Source organism: Streptomyces sp. NPDC028289, from assembly GCF_055565975.1.
This window is the reverse complement of record NZ_JBVHTI010000005.1, coordinates 418,441-444,250: the sequence shown is the minus strand read 5'-3', so window position 1 is coordinate 444,250 and position 25,810 is coordinate 418,441. Positions and strand designations below refer to the sequence as shown.

At 73.9% G+C, this 25,810-nt stretch carries 19 protein-coding genes and 1 pseudogene; 5 read left to right on the top strand and 15 right to left on the bottom strand.

Translation table 11 applies throughout. The features are described from left to right. Window positions 1–41 precede the first annotated feature (41 nt). Entirely contained in the window at window positions 42–1,082 is a 1,041-nt protein-coding gene (locus tag ACZ4UV_RS26780; protein ID WP_451015980.1) for a C40 family peptidase, read from the top strand. Between the two features lie 6 nt (window positions 1,083–1,088). On the opposite strand, the pseudogene ACZ4UV_RS26775 reads toward ACZ4UV_RS26780, so the two are convergent. The 3 genes and pseudogenes from ACZ4UV_RS26775 to ACZ4UV_RS26765 all read right to left on the bottom strand — a co-directional run. Further along, window positions 1,089–1,196, bottom strand: a pseudogene (locus ACZ4UV_RS26775) (DNA-binding response regulator); the annotation flags it as partial. 58 nt (window positions 1,197–1,254) lie between these two features. Then, a complete protein-coding gene (gene gndA, locus ACZ4UV_RS26770) occupies window positions 1,255–2,694 on the bottom strand; it encodes an NADP-dependent phosphogluconate dehydrogenase (protein WP_451015981.1) in 1,440 nt (479 codons plus the stop codon). Between the two features lie 79 nt (window positions 2,695–2,773). Beyond that, on the bottom strand, window positions 2,774–3,739 hold the full coding sequence (locus ACZ4UV_RS26765; RefSeq protein ID WP_451015982.1) for a quinone oxidoreductase family protein: 966 nt from the start codon (window positions 3,737–3,739) through the stop codon (window positions 2,774–2,776). A gap of 106 nt (window positions 3,740–3,845) precedes the next feature. On the opposite strand from ACZ4UV_RS26765, the gene ACZ4UV_RS26760 reads away from it, so the two are divergent. The 3 genes from ACZ4UV_RS26760 to ACZ4UV_RS26750 all read left to right on the top strand — a co-directional run bounded on the left by ACZ4UV_RS26760 (window position 3,846) and on the right by ACZ4UV_RS26750 (window position 6,298). Continuing rightward, window positions 3,846–4,310, top strand: coding sequence for a MarR family winged helix-turn-helix transcriptional regulator (locus ACZ4UV_RS26760; RefSeq protein WP_451015983.1), 465 nt, complete (start codon window positions 3,846–3,848; stop codon window positions 4,308–4,310). 88 nt (window positions 4,311–4,398) lie between these two features. Next, window positions 4,399–5,217 (top strand): M23 family metallopeptidase, encoded by an 819-nt coding sequence (locus tag ACZ4UV_RS26755; protein WP_467841212.1) that lies wholly within the window; start codon window positions 4,399–4,401, stop codon window positions 5,215–5,217. A gap of 115 nt (window positions 5,218–5,332) precedes the next feature. After that, window positions 5,333–6,298, top strand: coding sequence for a glycoside hydrolase family 26 protein (locus tag ACZ4UV_RS26750; RefSeq protein WP_451015985.1), 966 nt, complete (start codon window positions 5,333–5,335; stop codon window positions 6,296–6,298). On the opposite strand, the gene ACZ4UV_RS26745 is transcribed toward ACZ4UV_RS26750, so the two are convergent. The 12 genes from ACZ4UV_RS26745 to ACZ4UV_RS26690 form a co-directional block, all read right to left on the bottom strand. Further along, window positions 6,295–7,767 carry a zinc ribbon domain-containing protein gene (locus ACZ4UV_RS26745; RefSeq protein ID WP_467841209.1) on the bottom strand — a complete coding sequence of 491 codons (1,473 nt, stop codon included), beginning with the start codon at window positions 7,765–7,767 and terminating at the stop codon, window positions 6,295–6,297. The genes ACZ4UV_RS26750 and ACZ4UV_RS26745 overlap by 4 nt on opposite strands. Next, window positions 7,764–8,324, bottom strand: coding sequence for a phage tail protein (locus ACZ4UV_RS26740; RefSeq protein WP_390045713.1), 561 nt, complete (start codon window positions 8,322–8,324; stop codon window positions 7,764–7,766). Before ACZ4UV_RS26740 ends, ACZ4UV_RS26745 begins: the two co-directional genes overlap by 4 nt. Window positions 8,325–8,352: 28 nt before the next feature. Further along, window positions 8,353–10,314: a putative baseplate assembly protein gene (locus tag ACZ4UV_RS26735; protein ID WP_451015987.1), complete on the bottom strand. Its 1,962-nt coding sequence runs from the start codon at window positions 10,312–10,314 to the stop codon at window positions 8,353–8,355. Between the two features lie 5 nt (window positions 10,315–10,319). Further along, entirely contained in the window at window positions 10,320–10,763 is a 444-nt protein-coding gene (locus tag ACZ4UV_RS26730) for a GPW/gp25 family protein (protein ID WP_181806072.1), read from the bottom strand. A gap of 64 nt (window positions 10,764–10,827) precedes the next feature. Then, a complete protein-coding gene (locus ACZ4UV_RS26725; protein WP_467841204.1) occupies window positions 10,828–12,738 on the bottom strand; it encodes a VgrG-related protein in 1,911 nt (636 codons plus the stop codon). Next, a complete protein-coding gene (locus tag ACZ4UV_RS26720; RefSeq protein WP_351494129.1) occupies window positions 12,738–13,460 on the bottom strand; it encodes a CIS tube protein in 723 nt (240 codons plus the stop codon). Before ACZ4UV_RS26720 ends, ACZ4UV_RS26725 begins: the two co-directional genes overlap by 1 nt. 35 nt (window positions 13,461–13,495) lie before the next feature. Beyond that, complete coding sequence (locus ACZ4UV_RS26715) at window positions 13,496–13,918, bottom strand: phage tail protein (protein WP_089100302.1); 423 nt, start codon at window positions 13,916–13,918, stop codon at window positions 13,496–13,498. Between the two features lie 69 nt (window positions 13,919–13,987). Beyond that, window positions 13,988–14,545, bottom strand: coding sequence for a hypothetical protein (locus ACZ4UV_RS26710; protein WP_451015989.1), 558 nt, complete (start codon window positions 14,543–14,545; stop codon window positions 13,988–13,990). A 2,925-nt stretch (window positions 14,546–17,470) separates the two neighbouring features. Then, window positions 17,471–17,641 (bottom strand): DUF6760 family protein, encoded by a 171-nt coding sequence (locus ACZ4UV_RS26705; RefSeq protein ID WP_089100305.1) that lies wholly within the window; start codon window positions 17,639–17,641, stop codon window positions 17,471–17,473. After that, window positions 17,638–18,108 (bottom strand): hypothetical protein, encoded by a 471-nt coding sequence (locus tag ACZ4UV_RS26700; RefSeq protein WP_390045705.1) that lies wholly within the window; start codon window positions 18,106–18,108, stop codon window positions 17,638–17,640. The genes ACZ4UV_RS26705 and ACZ4UV_RS26700 overlap by 4 nt, the downstream gene beginning before the upstream one ends. Continuing rightward, window positions 18,108–18,551 carry a phage tail protein gene (locus ACZ4UV_RS26695; RefSeq protein ID WP_093500609.1) on the bottom strand — a complete coding sequence of 148 codons (444 nt, stop codon included), beginning with the start codon at window positions 18,549–18,551 and terminating at the stop codon, window positions 18,108–18,110. Before ACZ4UV_RS26695 ends, ACZ4UV_RS26700 begins: the two co-directional genes overlap by 1 nt. Window positions 18,552–18,613: 62 nt before the next feature. Next, window positions 18,614–20,197, bottom strand: coding sequence for a phage tail sheath subtilisin-like domain-containing protein (locus tag ACZ4UV_RS26690; protein ID WP_390045703.1), 1,584 nt, complete (start codon window positions 20,195–20,197; stop codon window positions 18,614–18,616). Window positions 20,198–20,539: 342 nt separating this feature from the next. On the opposite strand from ACZ4UV_RS26690, the gene ACZ4UV_RS26685 reads away from it, so the two are divergent. Next, window positions 20,540–25,762 carry a hypothetical protein gene (locus tag ACZ4UV_RS26685; RefSeq protein WP_467841197.1) on the top strand — a complete coding sequence of 1,741 codons (5,223 nt, stop codon included), beginning with the start codon at window positions 20,540–20,542 and terminating at the stop codon, window positions 25,760–25,762. The last annotated feature ends 48 nt before the right edge of the window (window positions 25,763–25,810 follow it).

Below are 25,810 nucleotides of genomic sequence, written 5' to 3'. Positions count from 1 at the left end.
GGTCTGTTGCCCGAACCTCTGCTCGGAAGGAGCTCGCCTCCGTGGCGTCCCACCGTCGTGCCAAGCAGCCGGGCCGTGCCCGTGTCACCGTGCTCACCTCCGCGGCCGCTGCCGCCGTGGCCCTCAGTTCACAGGCGGCCAACGCCGCGCCCGTCGCGAAGCCGAGCAAGGACGAGGTCAAGTCCCGGGTCGACAAGCTGTACGAGGAGGCCGAGCAGGCCACCGAGAAGTTCAACGGGGCCAAGGAGAAGCAGGAGAAGCTCCAGAAGCAGATATCCGCGCTCCAGGACTCGGTCGCCCGCGGGCAGAAGGAGCTGAACGAACTCCGGGACGGCATCGGCTCCATGGCCACCGCCCAGTACCGCAGCGGCGGCCTCGACCCGTCCCTCCAGCTGTTCCTCTCCTCCGACCCGGACAGCTACCTGGACAAGGCCTCCACCCTCGACCAGCTGAGCGGCCAGCAGGTCGAGACGCTGAAGAAGATCCAGGCCAAGCAGCGCGAACTGGCGCAGGAGCGGGCCGAGGCGACCGGCAAGCTCAAGGACCTGGCCGCCACCCGCACCGAACTCGGCAAGAAGAAGCAGGAGGTCCAGGCCAAGCTCGCCGAGGCGCAGAAGCTGCTCAACAGCCTCACCGCCGCCGAGAAGGCCGCCCTCACCGCCGACCAGGACCGCGCCAGCCGCTCCGCCAGCGAGCGCGTCGACCTCGGCAACGACACCTCCGCCACCGGCAGGGCCGCCGCCGCCTTCGCCGCCGCCAAGACCAAGCTCGGCACCCCCTACGTCTACGGCGCCACCGGCCCGTCCTCCTTCGACTGCTCGGGCCTGACCTCCTGGGCCTACGCGCAGGCCGGCGTCTCCATCCCGCGCACCTCCGAGTCCCAGTCGACGATCGGCACCAAGATCTACTCGACCTCGGACCTCCAGGTGGGCGACCTGGTCTTCTTCTTCAACGACCTGCACCACGTGGGCCTCTACGCGGGCAACGGGCAGATCCTGCACGCCCCGCGCACCGGCACGGTCGTCCGCTACGAGTCGATGTCCACCATCGGCGGCCCGTTCATGTTCGGCGTCCGCGTCTGAGTCACCTCAGCGGGACCTGCCCCGGGCGTCCTCCAGGTAGTGCAGGACCGCCGCCACCCGGCGGTCCACCCGGTCGGCCGGGGACAGGTCGAGCTTCGCGAAGATGGACCTGACGGCATTTCGTAGCACTCGGCCGTGCCACCGTCCGGCGGGTGTCGGGGCAAGAACCTGCTCAGCCCTCTGTCTCAGGGCGGCCCTCTGTTGCCCAGTGGGTGTGGAAGGTGCCGGGACGGTCGATGCGGGCGTAGGTGTGGGCGCCGAAGTAGTCGCGCTGGCCCTGGAGGAGGGCCGCGGGGAGGCGGTCGGCGCGGAGGGTGTCGTAGTGGGCGAGGGCCGCCGAGAACGCCGGGACGGGAATGCCCCGGCGGGCCGCGGACGCGACCGTCTCCCGCCACGGCACCTGCGCGTCGGCGATCTCCTTCGCGAACTCCTCCTCGGCCAGCAGGCTGACGAGGTCCGGGTCGGCCCGGTAGGCCGCGCGGATCCGGTCCAGGAAGGACGCGCGGATGATGCAGCCGCCCCGCCAGATCCGGGCCACCGCACCGAGGTCGATCTTCCAGCCGTACTCGGCGGCCGCGTCCTGGATCATCGTCCAGCCCTGGTCGTAGGCGATGACCTTCGAGGCGTACAGGGCGTGTTCGACGCGGGAGGCGAAGCGGTCGGCCTCGGTGGCGCTGAGCGGTGGGGTCGTGCCGCCGGGCAGTCCGGCGTAGGCGGCGCGCAGCGCACTGCGGCCGGACGCGGCGCGCGCGAAGGTCGCCTGGGCGATGGCGGTGACCGGGGAGGCCAGGTCGAGCGCGGTCTGCACGGTCCAGCGCCCGGTGCCCTTCTGCCCGGCCGCGTCGGCGACGATGTCGACGAAGGGGGCGCCGGTGGCGGCGTCGACGTGGGCGAGGACGTCGGCGGTGATCTCGATGAGGTAGGAGCCGAGGCGGCCGCCGTTCCACTCCCGGAAGATGTCGGCGATCTCGGCCGGCGCGTACCCGCCGACCTGGCGCAGCAGGTCGTAGGCCTCGGCGATGAGCTGCATGTCGGCGTACTCGATGCCGTTGTGGACCATCTTCACGAAGTGCCCGGCGCCGTCCGCGCCGACGTGCGTGGCGCACGGCTCGCCGCCCACCTTGGCGCTGATGTCCTCGAACATCGGCCCGAGCACGGCGTACGACTCGGCGGAACCGCCCGGCATGATCGACGGCCCGTGCAGCGCACCCTCCTCGCCACCGGAGACGCCGACGCCGACGAAGTGCAGTCCCTTCTCACGCAGGGCGGCCTCGCGGCGGCGGGTGTCGGCGAAGTGGGCGTTGCCGCCGTCGATGACGATGTCACCTGGTTCGAGGAGCGGTACGAACTCGTCGATGACGGCGTCGGTGGCGGCGCCCGCCTGCACCATGATCATGAGGCGGCGGGGGCGTTCCAGGGCGGCGACGAACTCGGCGGCGGTCTCGGCGCCGACGAAGTCGCCCTCGCTCCCGTACTCCGCGATCAGCGCGCGGGTGCGGGCCGGGGTGCGGTTGTGGACGGCGACCGGGTAGCCGTGCCGGGCGAAGTTCCGGGCCAGGTTGCGGCCCATCACGCCGAGGCCGGTCACGCCGATGGCTGCGGATGCGTTCACGGGGGGACTCCGTTCTGCGGACGCGTGCTGTGCCCGGAGGTACGGGTCGACGGCGGGCGGGCGTTCAGTTCCGGGACGATCACCTGGGGGATGTGGTGAACACCAGGCGCCGGCCGGGCTCGACGGGGGCGGTCCAGGCCTCCTCGACGTCGGCTAGCGGCACTTCCCGCGCGTCGGCGGTGAGGGTGCCCCGGGTCAGTTCGGTCATCAGGGACGGCAGTTCGGCGACGATGCCACGGGCGGTGACCGAGCCCTGGCCGCTGCCCATGAGCCGCAGGTTCGCCGCGCGCAGCACGGCGGAGGGGAGGGTGATCCCGGGGCCGGCCGTGGCGCCGATCTGGATCCAGTCCAGCGGGGCACCGCGGTCGGTGCGGCGGGTGAGGACGGCCGGGAGGGCGCGCTCGGTCGGCGTACCCCACGTGTAGTCGAGGACGACGTCGACGTCCGCGGCGGCCTCGCCGAGGCGGGCGTCGGCCTTGTCCGGGTCGCCGGCCAGGGAGACCACGTCGGTGGCGCCGAGGCCGCCGAGCAGTTCCAGGCGCTCGGGGTCGCGTCCGGCGGCCACGATCCGGTCGGCGCCGAGGTGCCGGGCGATCTGTACGGCCATCCGGCCCGCGTTGCCGGTGGCGCCGAGCACCAGGACGCTCCGGCCCGGCTGAAAGGTGATCCGGCGGCGCAGCGCCACCCAGGACGACATGGCGGGATTCATGGCTGCGGCGACGGTCACCGGGTCGGCGCCGGCGGGCAGCGGGACCGCCCGGCGCGGGTCGAGGACCGTCCGCTCGGCCATGGTGCCGGGGTCCCCGTCGTCGGCCACGAAGTACACGACCTGTCCGTCGGGCAGCCGGCCCACGCCGTCGACGCCGGGGATCAGCGGGAGGCGGCCGTCGCTCGTGTAGTGGGTGCCCGCGGCACCGGAGCGGACCCGGGGGTGCAGACCGGCGGCGATCATCTCCACCGGCAGCCTGCCCTCACCCGGTTCGGGGGCGGGGAACTCCTCGAAGCGCGGCGGACGGTCGAACGAACGGACCACAGCGGCATGCATGTCGACTCCTCGGCTCACATTAGTTCGTGACGCCAATTAAATTAGTTCGTGCCCCATACCAAGTCAAGTAGTTGGGGGCGCGTACTAACGCCCGTAGGATGGAGCCATGCAGAACAAGCCAACCGCCGAAACCCCGGGCACGGCCGAGGACATCGAGGACCTGGGACTCGTGGACAGCCTCGCCCAGCTGTCGTTCCTGGTGCAGGGCGCGCTCGGGAAGGTCGCGGCGGAACACGGCCTGTCGGTCGTCCAGTTGCGGCTGCTCGGCGTGCTGCGCGACCGCACGCCCGGCATGCAGGAACTCGCCCACCACCTCGGCCTGGACAAGTCGAGCATGACCGGCCTCGTCGACCGCGCGGAGCGCCGGGACCTGGTCCGCCGCACCCCCGCCCCGCACGACCGGCGCAGCTTCCTGGTGTCGATCACCCCCCAGGGGCAGCAACTGGCCCGGCAGTGCGAGGCGCTCGCCGACCGGCAGATCCGGGACCTCGCGGCCCACCTGACCGACGCCCAGCGCGCCCGGCTCTCGCAGCTCGCGAGCACGGTGGTGAACCACCGCAGCCGGCTCTGAGCCGGGCCGATCATCCGAACAGGCGAAAGTCGTGGCGCCGGGCGCGTGGGGCCGCCCCCCGGCGCACCGCCCGTCAGAGGATCCGAAGATGCGAACGGATGATCTACGGCTCCTCACCGCCGCGCTGGTGCTCCTCCTGACCGGCGCGTTCCTCACCACACCCGCCAAGGCCGACGAGCGCCCGGCCCAGTGCGCCTTCGGCACGCGCAGCACCCCGTCCCACACCGCCCGCAAACGCGGCACCGACCGCACCGATCACGCCGATCGCACCGCCCGCTGGACCGCGCCCACCGTCGGCTACCGGCTCTCCGCCCGCTACGCCGCCAGGGGCCGCCTCTGGAGACACCGGCACACCGGCCAGGACTTCGCCGTCCACGCCGGCACGCCCGTGTACGCCGTCGGACCCGGCCGCGTCGTGGCCGCGACCTGCGGCGACGCCTTCGGCAACCAGGTGGTGTTACACCATCCCGACGGCTACTACACCCAGTACGCCCACCTGTCCGTCATCAACGTCCGCCGCGGCCAGCACGTCTCGACGGGCCAGCGGATCGGCTCCGCCGGCTCCACCGGGAACGCGGAGGGCCCCCACCTCCACTTCGAGGTCCGCACCACCCGGCACCTGGGCTCCGAGGTCCCGCCGCTGCCGTGGCTGCGGCACCACGGCGTGAGCGTGCCCGGAACGCCGTCCCCGGCACACCCCCACCCGGCCCCGAGCACCCCGGCCGCCCCGGCCGCGGGTCCGGCGCCGTCGTCCGGCGGGCCAGGACCCACGTCGTCGCCGGCGTCGGGGCACCGCCGACCGGCGAGGCCGCACAGGACTCCGAGGCCCCACAGAACCCCGGTGGGACAGTGGCTCCCGACGCCGGTGTGGGATCCGGCGACGCTGTGGAACCTGACGGCACGGTGAAGCGCGCCGCCGCCGACGGACCCCGGCCGTGGCACGCCGGATACCTGGTGCGCACAGGGTCACGGTATGACCACATGGCGTGGCCGCGGTGCGCGGAGCGGCCAGACTGCCTCCCATGGCACGTCTGAGGTTCCTGTGGGTCGCCGCGCTGGTCGCCCTCCTGCTGCTGCCCGTGTCCCGGCCGGAGGTCCCGCGGCCCGCCGCGCCCGGGCCCTTCGGGGCGTACGTCGGGTACGGCGCGGACGGGGTACGGCGGGTGGCTGCGCTCGGGAGCTGGCTGCGGGACCAGCCCCGGGTCGGGCACACCTACCTGCCCGGGGACGTGTGGCGGAACATCGAGGGCGCCCCGGACTTCGTACGGCTGTGGGCCCGTTGGCGGCAGGCCGAACCCGACCGGCTCCTCGTCCTCAACGTGCCGATGCTCGAACACACCGAGGCACACGTCCCGGACGCCGAGGTGCGCCGCCAACTGCGGCTCGGGGCAGGCGGCCGGTACGACGTCCACTTCCGCGCCCTGGCCCGGCGGCTGATCGCGGTCGGCGCGCCGGACACCGTCGTCGTGCTCGGCTGGGAGATGAACGGGGACACGTACACCCATCGCTGCGGGCCGGACCCCGCGGCCTGGCGGGCGTACTGGCGACGGATCGTGACCGCCATGCGATCGGTGCCGGGCGCCCGGTTCCGGTTCGACTTCGCGCCCAACCGGGGGCGGGACGCCGTCCCCTGGACCGCGTGCTATCCGGGGGACGGGTACGTGGACGTGCTGGGGATGGACGCGTACGACGCCCCGCGCGGGATGTCCTTCCAGGAGCAGGTCGCCGAGCCGTACGGGCTGCGGGCCCAGGCCGACTTCGCCCGGACCCACGGCAAACCGGTCTCGTACCCGGAGTGGGGGCTGTACGAGAACGGCGACGATCCGGCGTACCTGCGCGGGATGCTGGACTGGTTCGCGAGCAGCCGCCCGCTGTACCAGACGATCACCGACTACTGCCCGCACGGCGTGTGGGGGTGCCACGGCAACCCCAGGTCCACGGCCGTTTACCGGTCCCTGATGAGGAGCTGGCCGCCTCCGCCACGCTAGGAGTTCGCGCTGGACGGGCCGAAGAACTCGATCTCGGCGATGGCCACCTGGGTGCGGGCCGACGCCTGGTACGACGAGTCGATCGTGAAGCGGACGGAGACGACGTCCGCCGCGCGCAGGTCGCGGACCTGGCCGCCGGCCGCCTGGTCGAGGGTGAGTTCGCGGGTCAGGGACTTGCCGTCGGCGGTCTTTATGGTCGCCGTCAGGCGGTGCGGCAGGGCCGACTTGTTCAGCTGCTCGTTGTGGGTCGACTCGCCGGAGGTGATGACGACGTTCAGGAGCCGGGTCGGCTCGTCGAAGTGCGCCTCGACCCACTCGCCCTCGCCTGCCCCGGCGATGCCCGGGCCCCACCACGTGTTGTTCAGCCTGTCGAAGAGCAGTTCCGGCTTGTGGCCCGCGTACGCGCGGGAGGCGCGGTAACTGTCCGGGGGGACCGGGGCGCGCTTGGCGAAGTGGTCGCGGGTGGCGCTCACCGCCTTCGGCGTGTTGATCGCCAGGACCGTGACGCCGGTGAGGACGACGGCGGCGACGATCCAGGTGAGGACGCGGTCGAAGGTGCGGCGGAGGCGGGGGCGGTCGCCTGCCCACGGGGTCTCTCTGCGGCGGAAGTCGAAGATGCGGCGCCACCAGGGGCGGTGGGCCGCGGGGCCGGTGTCGGGGTGGCCGGCCATGGGCATGGCACAGCGGGTGCAGAAGTGGCGGTCGGGGCGGTTGGGGGTGGCGCACCAGGGGCAGGGGGTGCCGCCGTGGGCGCCGAGGTCCTCGCCGGGGGCGCGGACGGCGGTGGGGCGTTGGGGGGTGGGGCGGCCGGGGAGGACGGGAGCGATCGGTTGGGGGGCCGGGGTGGGGGTGGGCTCGCTCACCGGGATGAGGAGGCGGCGGGCCCGGTCGTGGTCGGAGGTGGGGGTGGGGGTGGGGGTGGGTGCGGCGCCGCTGTCGGCGGACTGCGGGTGGGGGGTGGGGAGGGGGGTGGTTTCGGCTGTGGGGGACGTGGCGGTGGGTGGGGGCTGGTCGCGCAGTTCCCCGCGCCCCTGAGGGGGCGCTGTCGTGGGCGGCGCTGACAGGTCGCCGTGGCCCTGAGGGGGCGCTGTCGTGGCCGGTGTTGACGGGGCGCCGTGGCCCTGAGGGGACGCCGTCGTCGCCGGTGTTGACGGGGCGCCGTGGCTCTGACGGGGCGCTGTCGTGGCCGGTGCTGACAGGTCGCCGTGGCTCTGAAGGGGCGTGTCCCCGTGGCCCTCTGCCGGGGTTGTCGCTGTCGTTGCTCGGGTGTCTCGTTGGGGGAGGCCGGTGCCGCCGTCTCTGCGGGTGAAGGCGTCCCAGTCGGGGGCGGCGGCGGAGTTGGCGGGGGGCTGTTGTGGGGTCTCCTCGGCGGTGGCCGCCCAGCTCAGGACCGCGCCGCAGGCGTCGCAGAAGGACTGGCCCGGTTCGGCGACCGTGCCGCACTCCGTGCAGTTCCGGTTGGTCGTCATCGCTGCGGGGTCCTTTCGGCGGACGCGGTCACCTGGACCGTGTAGGGCATGTGAGCGGGGCGGGCGGCGGCCACGAGGTGTTCCAGGCGGACCTCGTCGGCCGGGGTGGGGGCGGGCAGCGCGAGGTGGACGTGCAGGCCGGGGCGGGGTGTGCCGGGGAAGGGGCCCAGCGGGCGGGCGCTCCAGTCGGCGCCGCCGCTCTCCGTGATCTCCGGTGTCACGCCGAAGGCCAGCCGGACCGTCTCGGACAGGCCCCAGCGGGTGCCCCGGATCCGGTGCAGGTAGGCGGCCGCGGCCACGGCGGCCCGGAGCAGGGCCTCCGATTCCGTGCCGTCGGTCTCGGCGCCGACCCAGGTACCGAGCCACTCCGCGAAGTCCAGCGGGGCCAGCGCCGGGTCGAAGTAGCTGGGCAGGCAGTCGAGGACGTTCGGGATCGGGGCGATCACGTCGTCCAGGCCGGCGACGAAACGCAGCGCCAGGTCGTCGTCGGCGAAGACCGCGGGGAGCATCGCGCCGATGGGGACGGAGGAGCCGAGGCCGTCGATGGACCCTCTCAACGGAGGCCTCCGGTCGGGTTGTTGCCGGTCATTCGCCGATCACCCTCACCCGGTGGTCGTAGGAGAAGACCAGCGACGGGGCGTCCAGGTCGATGCGGTCGGTCGGGTCGCCCCGCTTGCCGGTCAGCGGGTCGGCGGGGTGCAGGACGACCTCGTCGACGAGTTCGATGCCGGGGACGCGTTGCAGCACCGCGAAGATCTCGCCGGACTGCACCGGGCGCCCGAACGGCCAGCCCTTGCCGTCCGCGCCGCCGGTCAGCGGGTCCAGGTGGCGGTAGAGGGCGTCGTGGGCCTGGCGGCGGACGCGGTCGACGTCCACGCCGCGGAAGGCGTGCACGGTGGCGACGACCGTGACGCCCTGGTAGAAGGGCGGGCCGACCGCGAGCCGGGTGCCGATCAGCCGGCGTTCGTCCAGGTAGCGGGTGATGCGGTCCAGCAGGGCGTCGCCGGGCACGAGTTGCTCGAAACGGAGGCGGCCGCCCGGGTCGGAGACCGCCTGGGGTACCACCAGGACCCGTACCGCGTAGGAGCCGTGCTCGCCCTCCTCGCCCTCCAGGCAGGTGATCCGGGCCGTCTCGGGCGCGGCGCGGCGGGCCAGCTCCTCGTAGTCGCGCAGGGTCACCGCCCGCTCCTGGGCGCGCAGCGTGATCGGCGCGCGCACCTTCGCCTCGGCGACCGTCTCGCCGTCGACCCCGCCCCGCGCGGCCTCCCGGTTGACCACGTCCGCGACGTAAGGGATGGAGGAGCGCAGGATCTGTACGGCTCCCCGGGCCACGTTGCCGTCCCGGCCGCCGCCGGTGCGGTAGCGGCGGGCCCGGATGACCGCGCCCTTCGGGGCCACCGCGCCGTACTGGCGCAGCGAGCCGTCCGGTTCGCGGACCGCGGGGCCGAAGGCGATCTCGCCGGTGGTCGCGTCGAGGGTGAGGTGCCGGTCGTACGGCCCGGAGGCCGCGAAGTGCGGGACGACCTGCCAGTCCACCCAGCCGCCCTCGCCGTCGTGCTCGGCGGTCTGGAGGAGGAGCGGCGGGTTGTCACCGACGACGGGGGCGTGGGCGAGCCGCAGGCGCTGGCCGGGCAGGCCCGTCGACTCGCCGAGCGCCTCGTCCTCGACGGTCTCCGCGTGCACGGCGGCCGTGGTGCCGCCCACCGTGCAGGCCTCGACGAACCGGACCGTCGGGGAGGTGGTGTAGAACGGCTGGTCGGCGTGCGGTTCGGTGACCCGGCAGCGCAGCCAGCTCGCCTCCAGGCCGCCGTTGCGGGACAGCACGTGGCCGCCGGGGACGTGCAGGACGACCTCGCCGGGCCGGTTCAGGCCGCCGGTGCCGTCCCGGTCGACCTCGCACTCCCGCCAGCCGTCCTCCGTCCACGCCTCCCACACCAGCGGGGGCTGCCGCGGGTCCACGCCGACACCGTCGACACGGCTGTCCAGGTCCAGGGCGACCGCGCAGTGCGGGACGGCGGCGGAGAGGCCGAGCAGCATGCAGTCACCGGGGTTCGGGGACTCGGTGAAGCACAACAGGTCCTTGCCCTCGGCGAGCTCGTGGGTGAGGTCGACGACCGCCGAGCCCTCCTGCTGGCGCAGCAGGTGCCGCAACTCGCTGGGCACGATGGTCAGTTCGCGCTCGGTCGCGAAGACCACCGCCTCCTGCGTCTCGGTACGGCGGGTCGCCACCTCGGTGCCGACCGGCACCGGGACCGCCTCCTCCTGGGCCGCCGACAGCCAGAACGTCACCTCCGTGCGGGCGGCGGAGGGCGGGAACAGCGTGATGCCGACCAGGTCCAGGAAGGCGAGGTGGTTCTTCTCCGGGACCCGGTTGAGGCGGTACACGATCTGGTCGGCCATGTGCGCGACCGTCTCCACCAGCGTGATGCCGGGGTCGGAGACGTTGTGGTCGGTCCACTCCGGGGCGCGCTGCTGGATGTAACGCTTGGCGTCGTCGACGAACTGCTGGAAGCGGCGGTCGTCGAGGTTCGGGGAGGGCAGGGCCATCGGGATCAGCGGTCGCTTTCGGAGGAGTCCGGGGAGGCGGGCGGCAGGTCCGGCTCGTCGTGGGAGGGGATGACGTAGAAGGGGAAGACCAGGCTGCGCGGGTTGTTGGTGCCGCGGATCGAGTAGCGGACGTCGATCATCAGCACGCTCGGGTCGGCACCGGTCGTGACCTCGACGTCCTCGACCTCGATCCGCGGCTCCCAGCGGTCGAGGCTGGCGTGCACCTCGTGCTGGATCCGGCCGGCGGTCTGCTCGTTGACGGGGGCGAAGACGAGGTCGTGGATGGCGCAGCCGAACTCCGGCCGCATCGGGCGTTCACCCGGGGCCGTGGAGAGGATGAGGCGGATGGCCTCCTCCACCTCCTTCTCGCCGCTGACGAGGGCGATGCCGCCGGTGGGGCCGATCCGCAGCGGGAACGACCAGCCGGAGCCGACGAACTGCTCTGCCATCAGTCCCGCACCCGCCCCTCCGGGAAGACCTGCCGGCCGCTCATGCCGGAATCACCGTCCCCGCTCATGCCGGGATCACCATCACCGTCAGTCCGCCCATCATCAGGTTGCCCAGGACCGGCACCTCCGGGGCCTGGATCCCCACCGTGGTGAAGGAGCTGATCGCGACGGCGGCGTTGCCGCGCAGCGACAGGGCGGCGTTCGCCATCACGTTCACGGCGGCGGCGTTCACGGAGACCGCGCCCGCGGGGGACTTGATGTCGACGAGTTCCGCGCTCTGCAGGGACAGCGGCCCCCCGCTCCTGATGCTGAGCGCGCCCGCCGCCTTCAGCGACAGGTTGGCGCCCGCCTCGACCGACACCGACCTGCTGCCCTTGATGGAGACGCTGCCCTTGCTGTCCACGGTGATCTCGGTCTTCTGCCGGTCCAGGAAGACGGTGAGCTTGTCGTCGCCGCTGGCCAGCCGGACGCCCTGTTTGCGGCCGCGCTGGTCGAGCAGGTCCATGCGGTTGCCGACCCGGTCGGAGACGGTGTGCCGGGTGGCCCGGCCGCGCATGCCGTCGTGCAGCGGCACGTCCTTGACCCGGGTCGGCTTGTCCTTGCCGTTGTAGAGGCCGCCGATGACGTACGCGTGGTCGAGGGCGCCGCGGTCGAAGGCGACGAGCACCTCGTCACCGACGTCCATCGGGAAGACCCCGCCGCCGCGCACCCCGCCCCACTGCATGGTCCGGGTCCAGTCGCTGACGTAGGTGTCGTCCAGCCACGGGAACTTGAGCTTCACCCGCCCCTGCTGGAGCGGGTCCTGGACGTCGGTGACGAGGGCCTGCGCCACGCTGAGCTGCCGGTCGCCGCCGGCGTCCCCGCCACCGCCGGAGGCGACGCCGTAGAGCGACCGCCACTGGCGGCCGCTGACGGTCACCCAGGTCTCGTAGTGCTTGGCGTCGCCGAAGACATGCCGTACCGAGGTGACCGTGTACTTCCCCTCGAAGGGGTCCCCGACGTCCGCGAGCGCCACCGGAACCCCCGGCCGCAGCTTCGGGTTGCCCCGCACGACCACCTCCACCTCGGCGAACGTCGACGTGACGTCGTCGGAGAGGGCGTCGGCCGCGAACTTCACCTCGGCCTGCTTGTCGTACGGCGTGCGCGTCTCGACCAGCTTCGACGTCTTGAACTCGCCGGCCGCCGCGGCCGGGGTGGTGCCGATGCTGTAGCCGGTGTTGTCGGCGGGGGTCACGGTCGCCGTGAGCGTCTTCTTCGTCCGTACGTCCCAGCCGCGCGACTCGACCTTGTTCACCTGGTCGGAGGCGGTGACCGCGGTGCGCAGCCGCAGGATGTCGTGCCCGGCCTCCAGGACGAACGGGCTCTTGTCGCCGTCGGTCTGCGGCGAGGGCGCCCCGGAGGCGCTCTTCTGCTTCACGAACTGGAACTTGCCGTCCGCGTCCACCGACATGACCATCTCGTTCTCGTCGGCGAGCCGGGCCAGGAAGTCCCAGTCGGTGACGTTCGACTGGCTGATGAACTCGTAGACGGTCTTGGTGGCCTGGATCCGCCCGATCGGCACGCCGTCCTGCGCGGCCAGCTTGCGGGCGATGTCCGAGGCGGTCTGGTTGCGGTAGGCGACGACGCGGCGCTGCCGCATCAGCCGGAACCCGTAGTCGTAGCCCCGGACCACCGCGTAGCTGCCGGTGCCGTCGTACTCGGCCTCCATCCCGGTGACCTCGCCGGTGAGCAGCGGGTCGCCGGTGCCCTGGCCGTCGGAGACCGGCGTGATCACCACCGGGGTGCCGAACTGGACGCCCAGCTTGCCCAGCAGTTTGCGGGCCGGGTCGCGGAAGGTCAGCTGGAAGGCTGCGGGCACCCCGACGCCCTGGTCCACGTGGGCGTCGACGAGATACCGCCCGTACTCCGAGGTGGCGGTCAGCTCCTTGCCGCCGATGACGACCTTGACGACGTTCGAGAAGGCATGCTTCACCATCAGGACCGCACCTCCTCGGCGGCAGGCAGCACCAGTTCCGTCCCCGTCGGCAGCCACCCGGGATCGTCGATGTCGTTCGCTTCCGCGATCGCCCGCCAGGCGCTCGCGTTGCCGTACTCCCGCCAGGCCAGCGACTGCAGCGAGTCCCCGGCGACGACCCGGTGCACGCGCTGCGCGGTGAGCGCACCGGACGTCGGGTTCTGTCCCGCGGTCTTGCTCGGGATCTCGTGCAGCTGGAGCCGGCAGCTGGCCCGGATCGGCATCCCGCTCGTCCCGAAGAGGGAGTAGGAGACGTCGGCGGAGGCGACGTACGCCGTGAAGTTGGCCGTCGAGAACGAGCCCCACTGGAAGACCACCCAGGGCGGCGACGGCTGCTTGGCGGCGATGCTCTTGCTGGTGACCTCGCAGCAGGCCAGCAGCGACTCCACCTTCTTCATCACGTCGTTGCTGTCCGGGTCGTCGGACCGGTCCAGGAAGATCTCCACGCTCATCTCGCGCGGGTGGGTGCCGAGGAACTCCGGCAGCGCGCCGTCCCGTTCGATCGGCGCCGCCGACGACTTCCAGTCCGCCCGCCGGGCGATCGACAGCTGCGCCGGGTTGAACTCGAAGCCGAACGTCTTGATGATGCCGCCCGGGCTGGTGCTGGTGCCCACGGGCGGCTCGTGAATCGCGAGGGTGGCCCGCACGAGGCTCTTGCCGGCGCCCCGGCTGCTCCTGGCCATGATCTGATCTGCCTCTCTCGGTCAGCTCTGACGGCTCAGTCCGTGAATCCGTGGTGGGCGATCTCCAGGACCTCCGTGGCCACGGACGGACTGCCCGCGTCCAGGGAGGGCCCCTGCCAGCTCACCGGCAGTACGTCCAGCAGCCCCCACCGGGCCACCTCCGAGCCGTCCGCGCGCAGCGCCGTGATCTGCCCGGTGGGCCGCTCGATCCCCGTCTGCACGGACGAGATCCACTTCGCGACCTTCGAGGTGTCCGGGGTGAGCGGGCGGGTCAGCCGGATGTGGGAGAAGGTGACGCGGGTCGGCAGCTGCCACACGAACCCGTTGTTGCCGCCCTCCTGCCGCTGCTCGATCTCCACCTGCGACGACAGCCCCTCGCACCCGTTGAAGTAACCGAGGTCCTCGCCGTCGATGGAGAGGCTGAACCAGACTGTGGTTCCCGGGTCCTGGCGATCCATCGGGAGGCCTTTCTGTGGGGTGGTGCGCGGTCGTCGTGATCAGGGGCGGTCAGGGTCGGTCAGAGGTGGTCAGGGTCGGAAGTCGCGGAGCTTGCCCACGCGTTCGCGGTCGCGGCGGAGTTCGGTGCGGACGTGCCGGGTGATCCGGTCGATGATCCGGTGGACGAGGGCGTCCACCTGGAACTCGGTGAGGGCGCGCGGATCGAATCCGCCGGTCTCGACCGCCGTGTAGCCGGGCGGCGGATCGTCGGCGGCCGAGGCGGAGGCGGAGTACCCGGGGGGCGGTGGGTCGTCGGGGGGCGGTGGCTGCCTGGACGTCTGGGTCCGGGGAGCCGCCGGGCGGCTGGTGTGGGTGGCCGGCGCCTTCTTCAGGGAGCTCGTCGGGTGGTGGCCGCCGGGGGACGCGGTGGTGAGGGCGTCGCGCTGGACGGTGACGCGACCGAGGGGGGCGACGGGGAGCGGGGTGGTGGCGGAGATCGGGGTGGTCGGGCGCAGGGTGACGGGCAGAGCGGGCGTGGGGGCGGAGGTGGTGGCCGGCTTGACCGGCAGGGCGGCGGGCGGGGTTGCGGCCCGCTGTACGAAGAGGGGCAGGGGTGCCGCCGGTCCGGTGGGAGGTGGGGTGGTCACGGGGAGAGGCGACTGGACCTGGCGCCGCACGGCCGCCTGGCGGCCCCCGGGGCCGGGCGTGGCGGAAGAGGCGGGGGCGGCGGTGCGCTGGACGAAGGGGGGGAGGGGAAGGGGCGAAGGCGGTGCAGCCGTCGCCGAAGTGCCCGACGTGGCGGGGCCGGGAAGAGCTGGTGGTGGCGTCGTCGCGGGGCCGGTGGAGGCCGGGCGGACCGGCTGGGTCGGCGGAGTCGGCTGGATCGGCTGGGCACGCTCGGCCGTCGTCGTGGGCAGGTCCGGGGCCGTCGCTCGCTGTACCGGCCGGGGCGCCGCGGGGACCGGTTGGGAAAGGGCGACCGGCTGGTCACCCGAAGAACCGCTCGACGAACCCCGCGAGGAACCAGTCGACGGACCGCTCGAGGAACCAGTCGACGGACCGCTCGAAGAACCAGCCGACGGACCGCTCGACGCCGGTTGCCGCTGCACGGACGGCACAGCCGCCCGACGGCCGACGGGCCTCGCGGCGGTCGCACTCGCGACAGGGCCCGCGACGGGGGCGCCGAGGCCGAGGCGGGGTGCGCGGGGAGTGGTCGTACCGGCACGCTGTACGGAGGCGCCGGCGGGACCCGGCTGCACCGGAGCGGGCCGGGCCGCCGCGGCCGGGTCGGCGGACGACGGGGAGGGTCCCTGCGCGCGCGGGTCCGGCGGGGTCTGCGCAGTCGGCAGGGCAGCGGAGGAGGGCTGCGGGCCCTCCGTCGTCCGCCGCTGTACGGGCACCTCACGGACACCGCTCCCGGCGGCGGACGGAAGCGGAGCGCCGAGGCCGGGGCGAGGGGCATCCGGGGTCGTCGCGGCACGCTGTACGGGAGCCGGCGCGGAAGGGGGCGTGGCCGCCGCCGTCGTCGAGGTGCCGGCCGCGTCGTTCCGGCCGGGCTCACCCGCTGGCATCGGCACGGCAGCCGGTACGGCTCCCCTGCCTGCCGGGCGAGGCGCTTCGCGTACGGCATCGGTTGCGCCCGCGCCCTCCCGCACCGTCCGCTGCACGGGCGCCTCGCGGCCACCGCTCGCGGCCGGGGATACCGAGGGCCGCGCGCTCTGCGGGACGGCCGGGGCGCGTGGGACGGGGGGCGCGGCGCCCGCCGAGGGCGAAGCAGCCGTGGCGGATTCCGTGCCGGTGGCGCCGGTGGCCGCTATACCGGAGGACCTGGGCGTCGGTGCCGAAGTCGCCCCCGTGCGACCGCTTTCCGGCGACGGCGGCGTGTGCCGGGCGGCCGGGTCCGTGACAGTACTGCGCTGCACTGACGCCGTCTCGGGACTGCCGGGCGAGGGCGGGGTCGGCGGGGCCGGGGTGCGGTCGCCGCCGCTCACCGCCTGCCGTTGCACAGGGGTGCGCGCCCCGGCGCCGGACATGCCGGAAGGCTCGCCGTCGCCCGGCGCCGTTGCGGATGCCGAGGGTGACGCAGGCGCCGTAGCAGGGACGGGAGGGGGTGTCGGTGTGGGCGAGGCGGAGGTCGTACGAGCCGTAGCCCCGGGCGACACGGGTACCGAGGCCGTACCACCGCCACGGCCGGAGGACACCCTGGTCGGAGTCGGATTCGGCCCCGGAGCCGTCGTGCTCGGCCGGGCGGTCGCCGGTGCGGCACCGGACGCGGAGCGCTGTACGGCGGCAGGTGCCGGCGCCCGTCCGGGGACCGCGGCCCGCGGAGCGCGCGGGGCGCCGCCGGATGAGGTGGGGCCGTCACCGCGCGGACGCGACCAGCCGCCGGTCACCCGCACCGGATCCCCGCCGCCGCCCTCGACCGTCCGCTGTACGCCCCCGGGCGGCGCCGTTTCGCCGCCCGCTCGGTCACCCTCACCCGACGTCGGCACCGCGCCCTCGGTGGCCGTCACCCGGGGTGCCGACGGCAGCGTACGCCGCTGCACAGCCGTCACCGACGGGCTCGCCGACGCCGTCGTCAGCGCGCTGCGGCGCGGCGGGACGGGAGGGGCCGGCGCGACGCGCGGACCGGTGGCCGGAGCCGGGGCGACCGGAGTCGGCTGCGGTGCCCATGCCACCGGCACCGCGCTCGAAGCGGCGGGGGAAGTGGAGGCCGAGGTCGCGGCAGCCGACGTGACCGACCGCTGGACAGCAGGCACCGCCCGCTGCCCGGACCCCGGTGCGGTGGGCGCAGATCCCTTGTCCTGGACGGTCGACGGGGCCGCCGAGCCCGGCGCGCTGTTCCCGTTCCGTTTCCGTACGGCTCCCGGTGTTACCCCGGTTCGCCGCGCGGCCGCACCACCACCATGCCGGCCCGCCGACGGCACCCGCTGTACCGCCGGCGCCACCGATCCGGCCGGTCCCGAAGATCCGGAAGGTCCCGAGCGTCCCGCCGAAGCAGCCGAACCCACGGCCCCGGCAGACCCAATGGATCCGGCGGACCCCGCGGACTCCCGGAACGTGGCCCGCTGCGGGTCCGTCGTGGCCGGCCGCGCAGTTCCCCGCGCCCCTGACGGGGCGCTTCCGCCCCCGACCGCCCGCAACGGCACCACCGGAACCGACGCACGGCGGCCGGCCGTCGGCCCCGCCGGCCCCGCCGCTGCCGTCGGCCCGGCCAACGGCAGTGACTGGACCGGACGTTCGAGGCCGGACACGGCCCCCGCGCCGGATGTTCCCGGGTGGCCGCCGCCGGCCAGGCGGGCGCTGGACTCGCCGTCCAGGACGGCGTGCGAGCGCGTGCCCGTGAACGACGGGTTCTGCCAGGTCGGCAACCGGCCGCCGAAACCGGCGTCCGCGACCGGCCCGCCGGCCCCCAGCGCACGCTGGATCGGCGGCAGCCCGGACCAGGCCGCCGCCACCACGGGACGCGGCGCCTCCGCGGGAGCCTCAGGCGCGCTCCCGCTCCCGGTCCCGGACTCTCCGGCCTCGGACCCGCGACCGCGCCCCCGTACCCGATCCCACAGCCCCACCCGTCAGCCCTCCGCCCCTGCGGAGGCCGCCGCCCTGGTCACCAGAGACGCGATCTCCGCCGTGTAGCGGCGGCGGTCGGCGTGCTCCAGGTCCAGGATGTCCTCCAGGTTCCAGTGGAAGTGGTAGGCGACGTACGCGATCTCCTCGTGCAGCCGGTCGGTCGCGTACGTCACGATTCCCCCAGGCGGCTCCCGCCGAGTTCCACTTCGAAGGGCTCGGAGCAGTGCGGGCAGTTGACCGCGGCCCGGGTGTGTCCCTCGGCGTTGATCTGACGGTAGAAGTCCTGGAGGAACGCCAGGTCGGAGGCGAACATGTTCTCCACGACCCCGTCGTGGACGAGCGGGAGCGTGCCGAGGCGGGTGATGACCCGGCCCAGCAGCACCACCGACAGGAACGCGGGGTTCTCCTGGACCCGGACGTCCCGCAGCGGGACCAGCTCGTCCCGGGCCGTCGACAGGCGCATCACGCCGTCGCGGTGGACGGTGCCCTGCTCGTCGACGTACCCGCGCGGGAGCTGGAACGGGAACTCCGTGCGCAGCACCTCGACGGGCGCCTCCGGTTGCTGAGGGGCCTGGGGCACCGCCGCCTCCGGTGCGAGCGGCGCCCCCACACCCTGGGCCCTGACAGCCGAACGCCTCATTACTCGATGACCAGTTCTTCGAACGTGATGGTCACCGTCTCGGTCAGCGCGGACGCCTCGCCCGCCTTCACCGTGCTGGTGTCGATCTTGCTGCACCAGGCGTTGCGCAGGTTGTAGCGCTTCACCGGGTTGTTCTCGAAGTCCATCATGATGATGGAGGCGTTCTTGCGGGCCGTGGTCATCTGGCCGTTGATCGACTCGTTGATCCACTGGGTGAACGACGAGGACTGGGTCATACCGCGGACGACCGTGCAGGTGCCGTTCTTCTTCACGCCCGGCAGGTTGCGGACGTGGTTCTTCCCGTCCGGCGTGTTCTGCTGGTAGGTGATGACGTCCTGTTCCATCGTCATGCCGCTGACCTCGGCGAGGTACTCGACCATCACGCCGTCGATCTGCAGGCCGAAATTGTGCGATGTGAGGGCGTCACCCGGCTGGAGACTCATGTGTTACTGCCCGTTCTTCTCAAGGTGCCGTGACAACAAGGGGATTGGGGACCGAGGGCCCGCTACTCCTGCAGCTCGCCGCTGCCGCTGCTGAACTGGGCCAGCCGGAAGATCACGAACTCGGCGGGCTTGACCGGCGCGATGCCGATCTCGCAGATCACGCGGCCGACGTCGACCGACTCCGGCGGGTTGGTCTCCTCGTCGCACTTGACGTAGTACGCCTCTTCGGGCCGCTGCCCGAACAGGGCACCGCTGCGCCACTCGTTGACCAGGAACGCGGAGATGTTGCGCCGGATACGGGCCCAGAGGTTGTGGTCGTTGGGCTCGAAGACCACCCACTGGGTGCCGATCAGGATCGACTCCTCCAGGTAGTTGAAGTACCGGCGGATGTTCAGGTAGCGCCAGGCCGGGTCGGAGGAGAGGGTGCGGGCGCCCCAGATGCGGATGCCGCGGCCGGGGAAGGCGCGGATGCAGTTCACGCCGATCGGGTTGAGCAGGTCCTGCTCGCCGCGGGTGATCTGGAGCTCCAGGTCGACCGCGCCGCGGATGACCTCGTTGGCCGGGGCCTTGTGGACGCCGCGCTCGGCGTCGTTGCGGGCCCAGACGCCGGCCACGTGGCCGGACGGCGGGATCAGCCGGGACTGTCCGGAGGACGGGTCGAAGGTCTTGATCCAGGGGTAGTACAGGGCCGCGTACTTGGAGTCGTAGCCGGCCGTCTCCTGGCGCCAGACCCGGATCTGGCGGGCGTTGAGGCCCGGCGGCGGGTCGATGACCGCGACCCGGTCGCCCATCAGCTCGCAGTGCGCGATCAGGCCGAGCTGGACGGCCTTGACGGCCTCCAGGTCGATCGCGCCGCGCTGGTAGGCGGCCATCAGGTCGGGGACGGCCACCATGGACACCTCGTCGACGGCCTCCAGGCCGCCGAAGCCGGTGCGGTCGGCCGAGTCGCCGAGGTAGTCGGCGGGGCCGGGGTGCGAACCGGCGCCCGCGACGGGGGACGCGGACGCCGGCGTCTGGGTCGGGGCCACGAGGGCCACCGTCTGGTTCTCCGGCCGGGCCAGCTGCGCGGCGGGCGCGGCCTCGGTCACGGTGATGAGCTTGGAGCGCTCCTTGACCTGGGTGACCACGTAGTTGCGGCCGCCCTTCTTCGCGGTCACGTCGAAGGTCTCGGCGGTCTTGCCGCCGTCCTTGACGACCAGCTTGAAGCGTTCGGCGGGGCCCTCGCCCTCCGGGTCGGCGACCTCGACGCTCAGGTCGCCGGAGGCGATGGCGCTGACGGTGAAGGTGCCGAGCTGCTTGGCCTCGCCGGGCGGCAGGGCGGCCGGGGCGGCGGCACTCCCGACGGCGGCGGGCGCGCCGACGGTGCCCTCGGCGTCTTCCCTGCTGCCGCCGACACGGACCACGTAGGCCGCCGTGCCGCCGTTGTTGAAGAAGCCGTAGACGGAGTGCGCGAGGTAGTACCCGTCGGTGAACTCACCGAAGGACGCGACGTACTGCGTCCAGTTGGTCACCAGCGTCGGCTCGTTCAGCGGACCGGTCGGGGCCAGGCCCACGAAGGCCGCCACCGACGTGCCCACCCCCTCGATGGGGCGCGAGCCGCTGGCCACCTCCTCGACGTAGACGCCGGGCGACAGGTAGGACGGCATGCTCTGCTCTCCTCGGGGTACGAGACAGGAACGCTTCCCACCCTCACGCGCGAAGCGCGTCCGCCGAAACGGCCACCGGTGCCCGGGCCCGGGCACATCTGTTGCCCCCAAGGGCAACCCCTGGGGGCAGCCACTCGCCGTACGTCACCGACCACGGGTCGGGAGCGCCTCGAATCCCCTTCGTTAACCGGTCCGTTCCCCGAACAACCCCTTGTGAACCCGTCCCGTTCACGCGTTACCCTGCACGGCCAGACGGGCTGCGTCCCGTCACGGGCGCCCGCACGCGCCACCAGGACGACGCGGACGGGGCCCCTGGTCCCGGCGGGGACGGGAGTGCGCGGGATGCGGCGGAGAGGGAAGCCGGCGGCGGGCGAGGGCGCGGCGAGCGGGGCCGGGGTGAGCCGCGCCGGCCAGGGCAGAGGCGAGGGACTCCTCCGCCGGCAGCCGTCGATGCCGGGTACGCCGGGCGGGCCCCCGGTCGCCGTGGAGATGCAGAAGCTGCAGAGCACGGCGGGGAACGCCGCCGTGGCCGGCCTGTTCGAGGGCGGCCGGCCGCCCGCCCCGACCCGCACTCCGCCGCCCGTACCCGCCGGGGCCCGGACGCAGGGGCCGCTCACGCTCCCCCCGTACCTGGCTGCGATGACCTCGGCGGGCCTGTCCACCGCCTCAGGACTGACCGGCCACCCGTTCGTCGCCGCGGAGGTGACCCGGGTCACCGGGCAGGCAGGCGCCGAAGTGGAGGCGATCGGGCAGGAGCTGGCGGGCCGGCCGGAGACCTTCTACGGCCGCGGGCGGGCCTTCGCCGTGCGCGGGGTGAACGGGGCGGTGCACGACGTCACCGTCGCCATCAGGCCGCGGGACGAGGAGGACGCCGCCGCGCTGTCGTTCGCGGACAGCGCCCAGGGCGAGGACGCCGACATCAAGGTCGACCACCTGCACAACTCGGCGGGCACGGTCGCCGCCGACACGGTCCGCGCCCGCCGGTGGGGCGCCGCCGCCTCCGGCACCGTCCTGGTCCCGACGCCCACGCCCGGCGTCCTGGGCGGCGCGCAGCTCGCCGGCGGAGCCGCTCTGACCTCCACCCAGGACACGCACTCCTCGCGCACCGTGTCCGAGCCCCGGACCTTCCGCAGCGGCGGCGGCACGGTCACGGCGCGGCGCCGGGTGAGCTATGTCGTGCGGATCAAGCAGCACGGCGCGCGGGGCCGGCACCTGGCGAGCGGCGACGGCTCCCTCGTCATGCGCGTCCCGCACGAGCACCTGGTGCCGCACGGCACCGTACGGCCCGTCCCCGGTCCGGAGCTGAGCGAGGAGCAGGCCACCTCCGTACGGCAGGCCGTGTCCATGGCGGCACTGGCCGTGGAGGACCCCGGTGGTCCGCACGGCGGCGGGGGCGGGCTGTTCGACACCGTCGCCTCCGTCCTCGCGCCGTCGGTGACCGCGCCGGGCGCCCCCGGCCGGGAGCGGCTGTTCCAGGCCACCTCCGGCACGACCGTGCTGCAGGACCTGCCCCGGCTCCTCGCGGGCTGGGTGCCCGGCGAGGACCTGCCCGCCAAGGACGGCAGCGCCGCGAGCGCGTACCGGATGCGCGCCGACATCGTGTCGCTGACCCCCGGCTGGGGTGCGGGACAGACCCAGCTGCGCACCCACCAGCAGAGCGCGCACGGCGCGGGCCGCACCGGCTCGAAGGGCGCGAGCGCGCTGTTCGGGGCCGGTCCCGCGGTCGCCGTCGGCGCCCCGGGGGTACCGGTCGCCCGGTTCCAGGGCATGGGCTCCGCCGCTCTGAAGAGCGCCCGGTTCTCGTCGTCCGACCAGACCGTGGCCACCCGGAAGGGCGCCGAGATCCGCGGTGACAAGGTGCTCTACCTCGGCCGGGTCAGGCTGACCGTGCAGGGCGTGGGGCCCGCGTCCCCCGCGCAGCGGCTGCACCCCGAGCGGCGCACGGCCGAGCACACCCTGGACAGCTGGGTCAGCCTGAACGCCCAGGAGGCCCGGCACCTCGGGCTGCCGCTGCCGGAAGGCGTACAGGCGGACCCCCTGCGCCGCAGGCCCACCGAGACCGCGCCCGACGGGACCGAGCGCGAGACCGAACGCCACCTGCCGTTCGGCGCCGTCGGCAACAGCGTCTCCCTCACCCACCTGGACGTGCGCCCCCTCGTCGAGGCGCTGGAGCGGCTGTTCGCGTCCCGGCCCGAACTGGCCGGCTATCTGCCGGACTTCGGCACCGGAGACCGGCCGGCGGGGCAGTCCCCCGACCCGGAGGAGGCCGAGGCGCGCATGCGCAACTACCGCGAGCTCGTCACCGTGCTCTCGGAGACCAACCTGCGGGCGAAGAAGAACCAGCTCCTGGGCGCCGGCGTCCCGGTGCGGCTGCGCCGGAAGACCACGCTGCACTCCCACGACGTGCAGGTCCGGGTACGCGGACGGGTCGGCGAGCTCAGCTATCTCGGCGACACCGACAACTGGCTGGTGCGCAGCAGTTCGGGCGTCGCCTCCGGCGGGCAGACCGGCCGCACCACCGCCCGCCGGGCCGGCGCACAGGGCAGCGTCAACGTCACGCTGCTGCCGGGCGCGCTGTCCTTCGGCGTCACCGCCAACGCCGCGCTGGAGAGCGCGCGCCGGGTCCAGGGCGGCCCCGCGGTCCGGGGCGACTCGCTCAACAGCGGTGACGTGCGGACGAGTACGTTCGGCACCCGGCTGCTGCTCGACGCCAAGGTCACCATGACCACCCGGGAGCGCACCCTGAAACGCTCCCTCACCCCCGGCGGCCCGGGCCGCGAGCGGCCCGAGGCCCGGACCGTCGCCTCGCTGGGCGACCTGGACGCCGCCGTACCGCAGCACTTCGACGGGAGCGCGGAGGGGCAGGACGTGGAGCTGAGCACGCCCGCCGCGCTCACCGTGGGCGCCGGCGAGCGCCGCAGGACGGCCGCCCGGCGGTCCCGGCCGGCCAGGTTCCACCTCGCTTCCGGGGCCACCGGCATCCACGACCTGCTGACCCGGCCGCCGGGTACGGACACCGAACGGCAGGTGCGGGACTGGGACTTCGTGGAAACCGTCGGAGACGGCGAGCAGCTGCGGCAGCTGGCCTTCCGGCTGCTCGCCCTGGCCGCGCGCAAGGGCGACCGGGACAAGCCGGGCGACACCGCGTACCAGGCGGAGGGCCTCGCCCCGCGCCTCGCGCTGGAGGAGCGGCTCGGCCCGGAGTCCATCACCGCGGCCCTGCGGCAGGCGACCCGTACCGGCTGGGTGGTCGGCGACCTGCGCCACGCCCGGCGCACGGCCGCGCTGAACGGCGCCGTCGGCACCCGGCTGGCCCTCACCAACCCGCGGGTCCTGCACCGCAGGCCGGAGCAGAACGGGGCGGGCGGGGCCGGCGTCGAGAACATGGTCCTGGGCGGCCATCAGGCGTCGGGGCAGCACGCGTCGACGACGAGCAAGGCGGTCACCTTCAACGGCACCGGGTCGGAGCGCGGCTCGGGGTGGACGCTGGCCCAGAGCGTGTCACCCGCCTTCGGGCAGGCGACGACCACGACGGACACGTCGACGACCGGCGGCACGATCGAACGCAACTCCGTCCATCCCCGCTCCAGGCCGCTCTACCTCGTCCAGTGCGACCTGTCCGCGTGGATGGTGGCCGAGGTCGCGGTGAACGGCCGCGGCCCGTACGCGATGTCGCAGCGGCTGACGGTGCCGGGCGCCGTCGGACTCTGGCTCACCGAACCGCAGTTGCGAAGGGCGGGCCTGCGGACGCCGGAGGAACGGGCCCGGGAGCAGGAGCAGGCGCTGGCGGAGACCGCGGACAGGTGGCGGCCGGCGGCCGGCACCCCGGCTGCGGGCAGCGCCGGTCCGGGGTCGGAGTCCGGACCGGGGCAGGGGACGTCGGAGAAGGCCAGGGGAGAACTCCCGGAGCGGGCGGAGGGCTCCGGCGGGCGGGAGCAGCGCGTCGCTCCGGCCGCACCTCCGCGGGACGTGTCCGACGTACCGGCGCTCGCCGCGCACCTCCCGCTCGGGGCCGGCATGGTCGAGGACATGCCCGACTTCGTGCCGCTGCTCGGACGGCTGCGGGCGGCGGTGCGGGACCGGGCGCTGGCGGCGGACCTGCTGCCGGCCCGGGTGCTGGACGACAGGTTCGAGAACGTGCAGCGGCTGCTGCGGGTGCTGGACCAGGACGGCGCGGTTGGTCTGCTCGCCGGTGCCATGGACGGGGGCGTTCCCGTCGAGCTGCTGCGGAACAGCTCCGTCCCCGGCCGCCGGGCCACGTCGTACCGGGCCGTCTTCCACATCCGCCGCACCGGGCCGGGCACCGTGGCCGGGCCGTCCGGGAACGACCGCGAGATGGAGTTCGCGACCGTCGCGTACTCACAGCGCGCGACCAGCCGTCAGGAGAGCCGCACCAGCGAAGTCGACGCCTCGCTGACCGGTGCCGGCAAGCCGCACGACGACCTGGTCGGCAGCGCGGGCGCCGTCGCCGGCCCCGGCATCGGGAAGACCACGTCGACCAGGCAGGCCGCGTCCGCCCGGACGCAGACCGGCCTGCGCACGATCGTGGACACCGAGGCAGGCTCGGTGAACGTGACGGTCCCCTTCCAGGCGGAACTCGAACTGCGCTCCGCGGACGGCCGGCTGGCGTCCGTGACCCTCGACGGTTCCTTCCTGCACCGCGTGCTGGACAACGACCTGAAGGCCCTGGCCCGCGCCCGGCCGGAGCGCACCGCGGGACCCGCCCGGGCAAGCGCCGCCCCCGTGCGCGACGCCACTCCGGCCGCCCTGGCCGCGTGGCGTGCGGACGGCGCCCGACTGCCCGTGGAGGCACAGGTCAACGGCTTCCGGGGCGCACCGCAGATACGGGAGCTGGTCGGCCGGGCCATGGCACAGGCTCACGTCGGCGGCGGCTTCCGGAAGGCCGGTGACGCCGCGCACCACGCCCAGCGGGAGGCGGTGTCCACCGAGTGGCTCACGGCGGCGTTGCCGCTGCTGGTGTCGGCCGGCGCGCAGCTGCCGCCGGTGCACGTGTCCGGCGTGGCGGGCCAGGACGTCGCCTGCTCCCTGCACGCGCGGCTGCGCGACGGCGAGATCCTCGGCAGCGGCGACAAGATGACCTTCGAGACCGTCGCGCAGAGCGGCCCCGAGGGGCGCCCCGCGGCCGCCGACGCACAGCACGCCGCGCACCACGGCCGTGCCGCGCGGTTCATGGGCGGCGAGGGTCCGGTCCGCGCCGACTACTCGGGCATGAACAACGTCCCCGGCACGTACGGCCGCGACGGCGGCCCCACCGACGCCGCGGGCAGCGCCTCCGGCACGGTGCCGCTGCGGAAGCCGAAGGCGGCGTCGGTGCTGGTGCAGTTCACCCTGCAGGTCAGGGCCGTGGCCCAGGTGCGGCACCGGCACACCGGCGCGCTGCGGGGTCCGGCCGGTGCGGTCGGCGTGCAGGACCACACCCTCACGTACCCGGTGGTGATCCGGATGCCCGAACCGGCGGTGCGGCGCATGGCGGCCGCCGCGGGGGGCGGGCACGCGCCGGCCGACCCGCACGGCGTACTGGCCGCGGCGGACGGAGAGTCCTGAGGATGTTGCCCCCGAGGCTGCCCGAACGCCCCTTGCGCACCCGGCCCC

What these genes read in the sequence shown, in the direction of transcription:
- ACZ4UV_RS26765 (WP_451015982.1), bottom strand. Translation starts at nt 3,739, where the DNA reads ATGCATGCCGCTGTGGTCCGTTCGTTCGACCGTCCGCCGCGCTTCGAG.
- ACZ4UV_RS26760 (WP_451015983.1), top strand. Translation starts at nt 3,846, where the DNA reads ATGCAGAACAAGCCAACCGCCGAAACCCCGGGCACGGCCGAGGACATC.
- ACZ4UV_RS26755 (WP_467841212.1), top strand. Translation starts at nt 4,399, where the DNA reads ATGCGAACGGATGATCTACGGCTCCTCACCGCCGCGCTGGTGCTCCTC.
- ACZ4UV_RS26750 (WP_451015985.1), top strand. Translation starts at nt 5,333, where the DNA reads ATGGCACGTCTGAGGTTCCTGTGGGTCGCCGCGCTGGTCGCCCTCCTG.
- ACZ4UV_RS26745 (WP_467841209.1), bottom strand. Translation starts at nt 7,767, where the DNA reads ATGACGACCAACCGGAACTGCACGGAGTGCGGCACGGTCGCCGAACCG.
- ACZ4UV_RS26735 (WP_451015987.1), bottom strand. Translation starts at nt 10,314, where the DNA reads ATGGCCCTGCCCTCCCCGAACCTCGACGACCGCCGCTTCCAGCAGTTC.
- ACZ4UV_RS26730 (WP_181806072.1), bottom strand. Translation starts at nt 10,763, where the DNA reads ATGGCAGAGCAGTTCGTCGGCTCCGGCTGGTCGTTCCCGCTGCGGATC.
- ACZ4UV_RS26725 (WP_467841204.1), bottom strand. Translation starts at nt 12,738, where the DNA reads ATGGTGAAGCATGCCTTCTCGAACGTCGTCAAGGTCGTCATCGGCGGC.
- ACZ4UV_RS26720 (WP_351494129.1), bottom strand. Translation starts at nt 13,460, where the DNA reads ATGGCCAGGAGCAGCCGGGGCGCCGGCAAGAGCCTCGTGCGGGCCACC.
- ACZ4UV_RS26715 (WP_089100302.1), bottom strand. Translation starts at nt 13,918, where the DNA reads ATGGATCGCCAGGACCCGGGAACCACAGTCTGGTTCAGCCTCTCCATC.
- ACZ4UV_RS26700 (WP_390045705.1), bottom strand. Translation starts at nt 18,108, where the DNA reads ATGAGGCGTTCGGCTGTCAGGGCCCAGGGTGTGGGGGCGCCGCTCGCA.
- ACZ4UV_RS26695 (WP_093500609.1), bottom strand. Translation starts at nt 18,551, where the DNA reads ATGAGTCTCCAGCCGGGTGACGCCCTCACATCGCACAATTTCGGCCTG.
- ACZ4UV_RS26690 (WP_390045703.1), bottom strand. Translation starts at nt 20,197, where the DNA reads ATGCCGTCCTACCTGTCGCCCGGCGTCTACGTCGAGGAGGTGGCCAGC.
- ACZ4UV_RS26685 (WP_467841197.1), top strand. Translation starts at nt 20,540, where the DNA reads ATGCGGCGGAGAGGGAAGCCGGCGGCGGGCGAGGGCGCGGCGAGCGGG.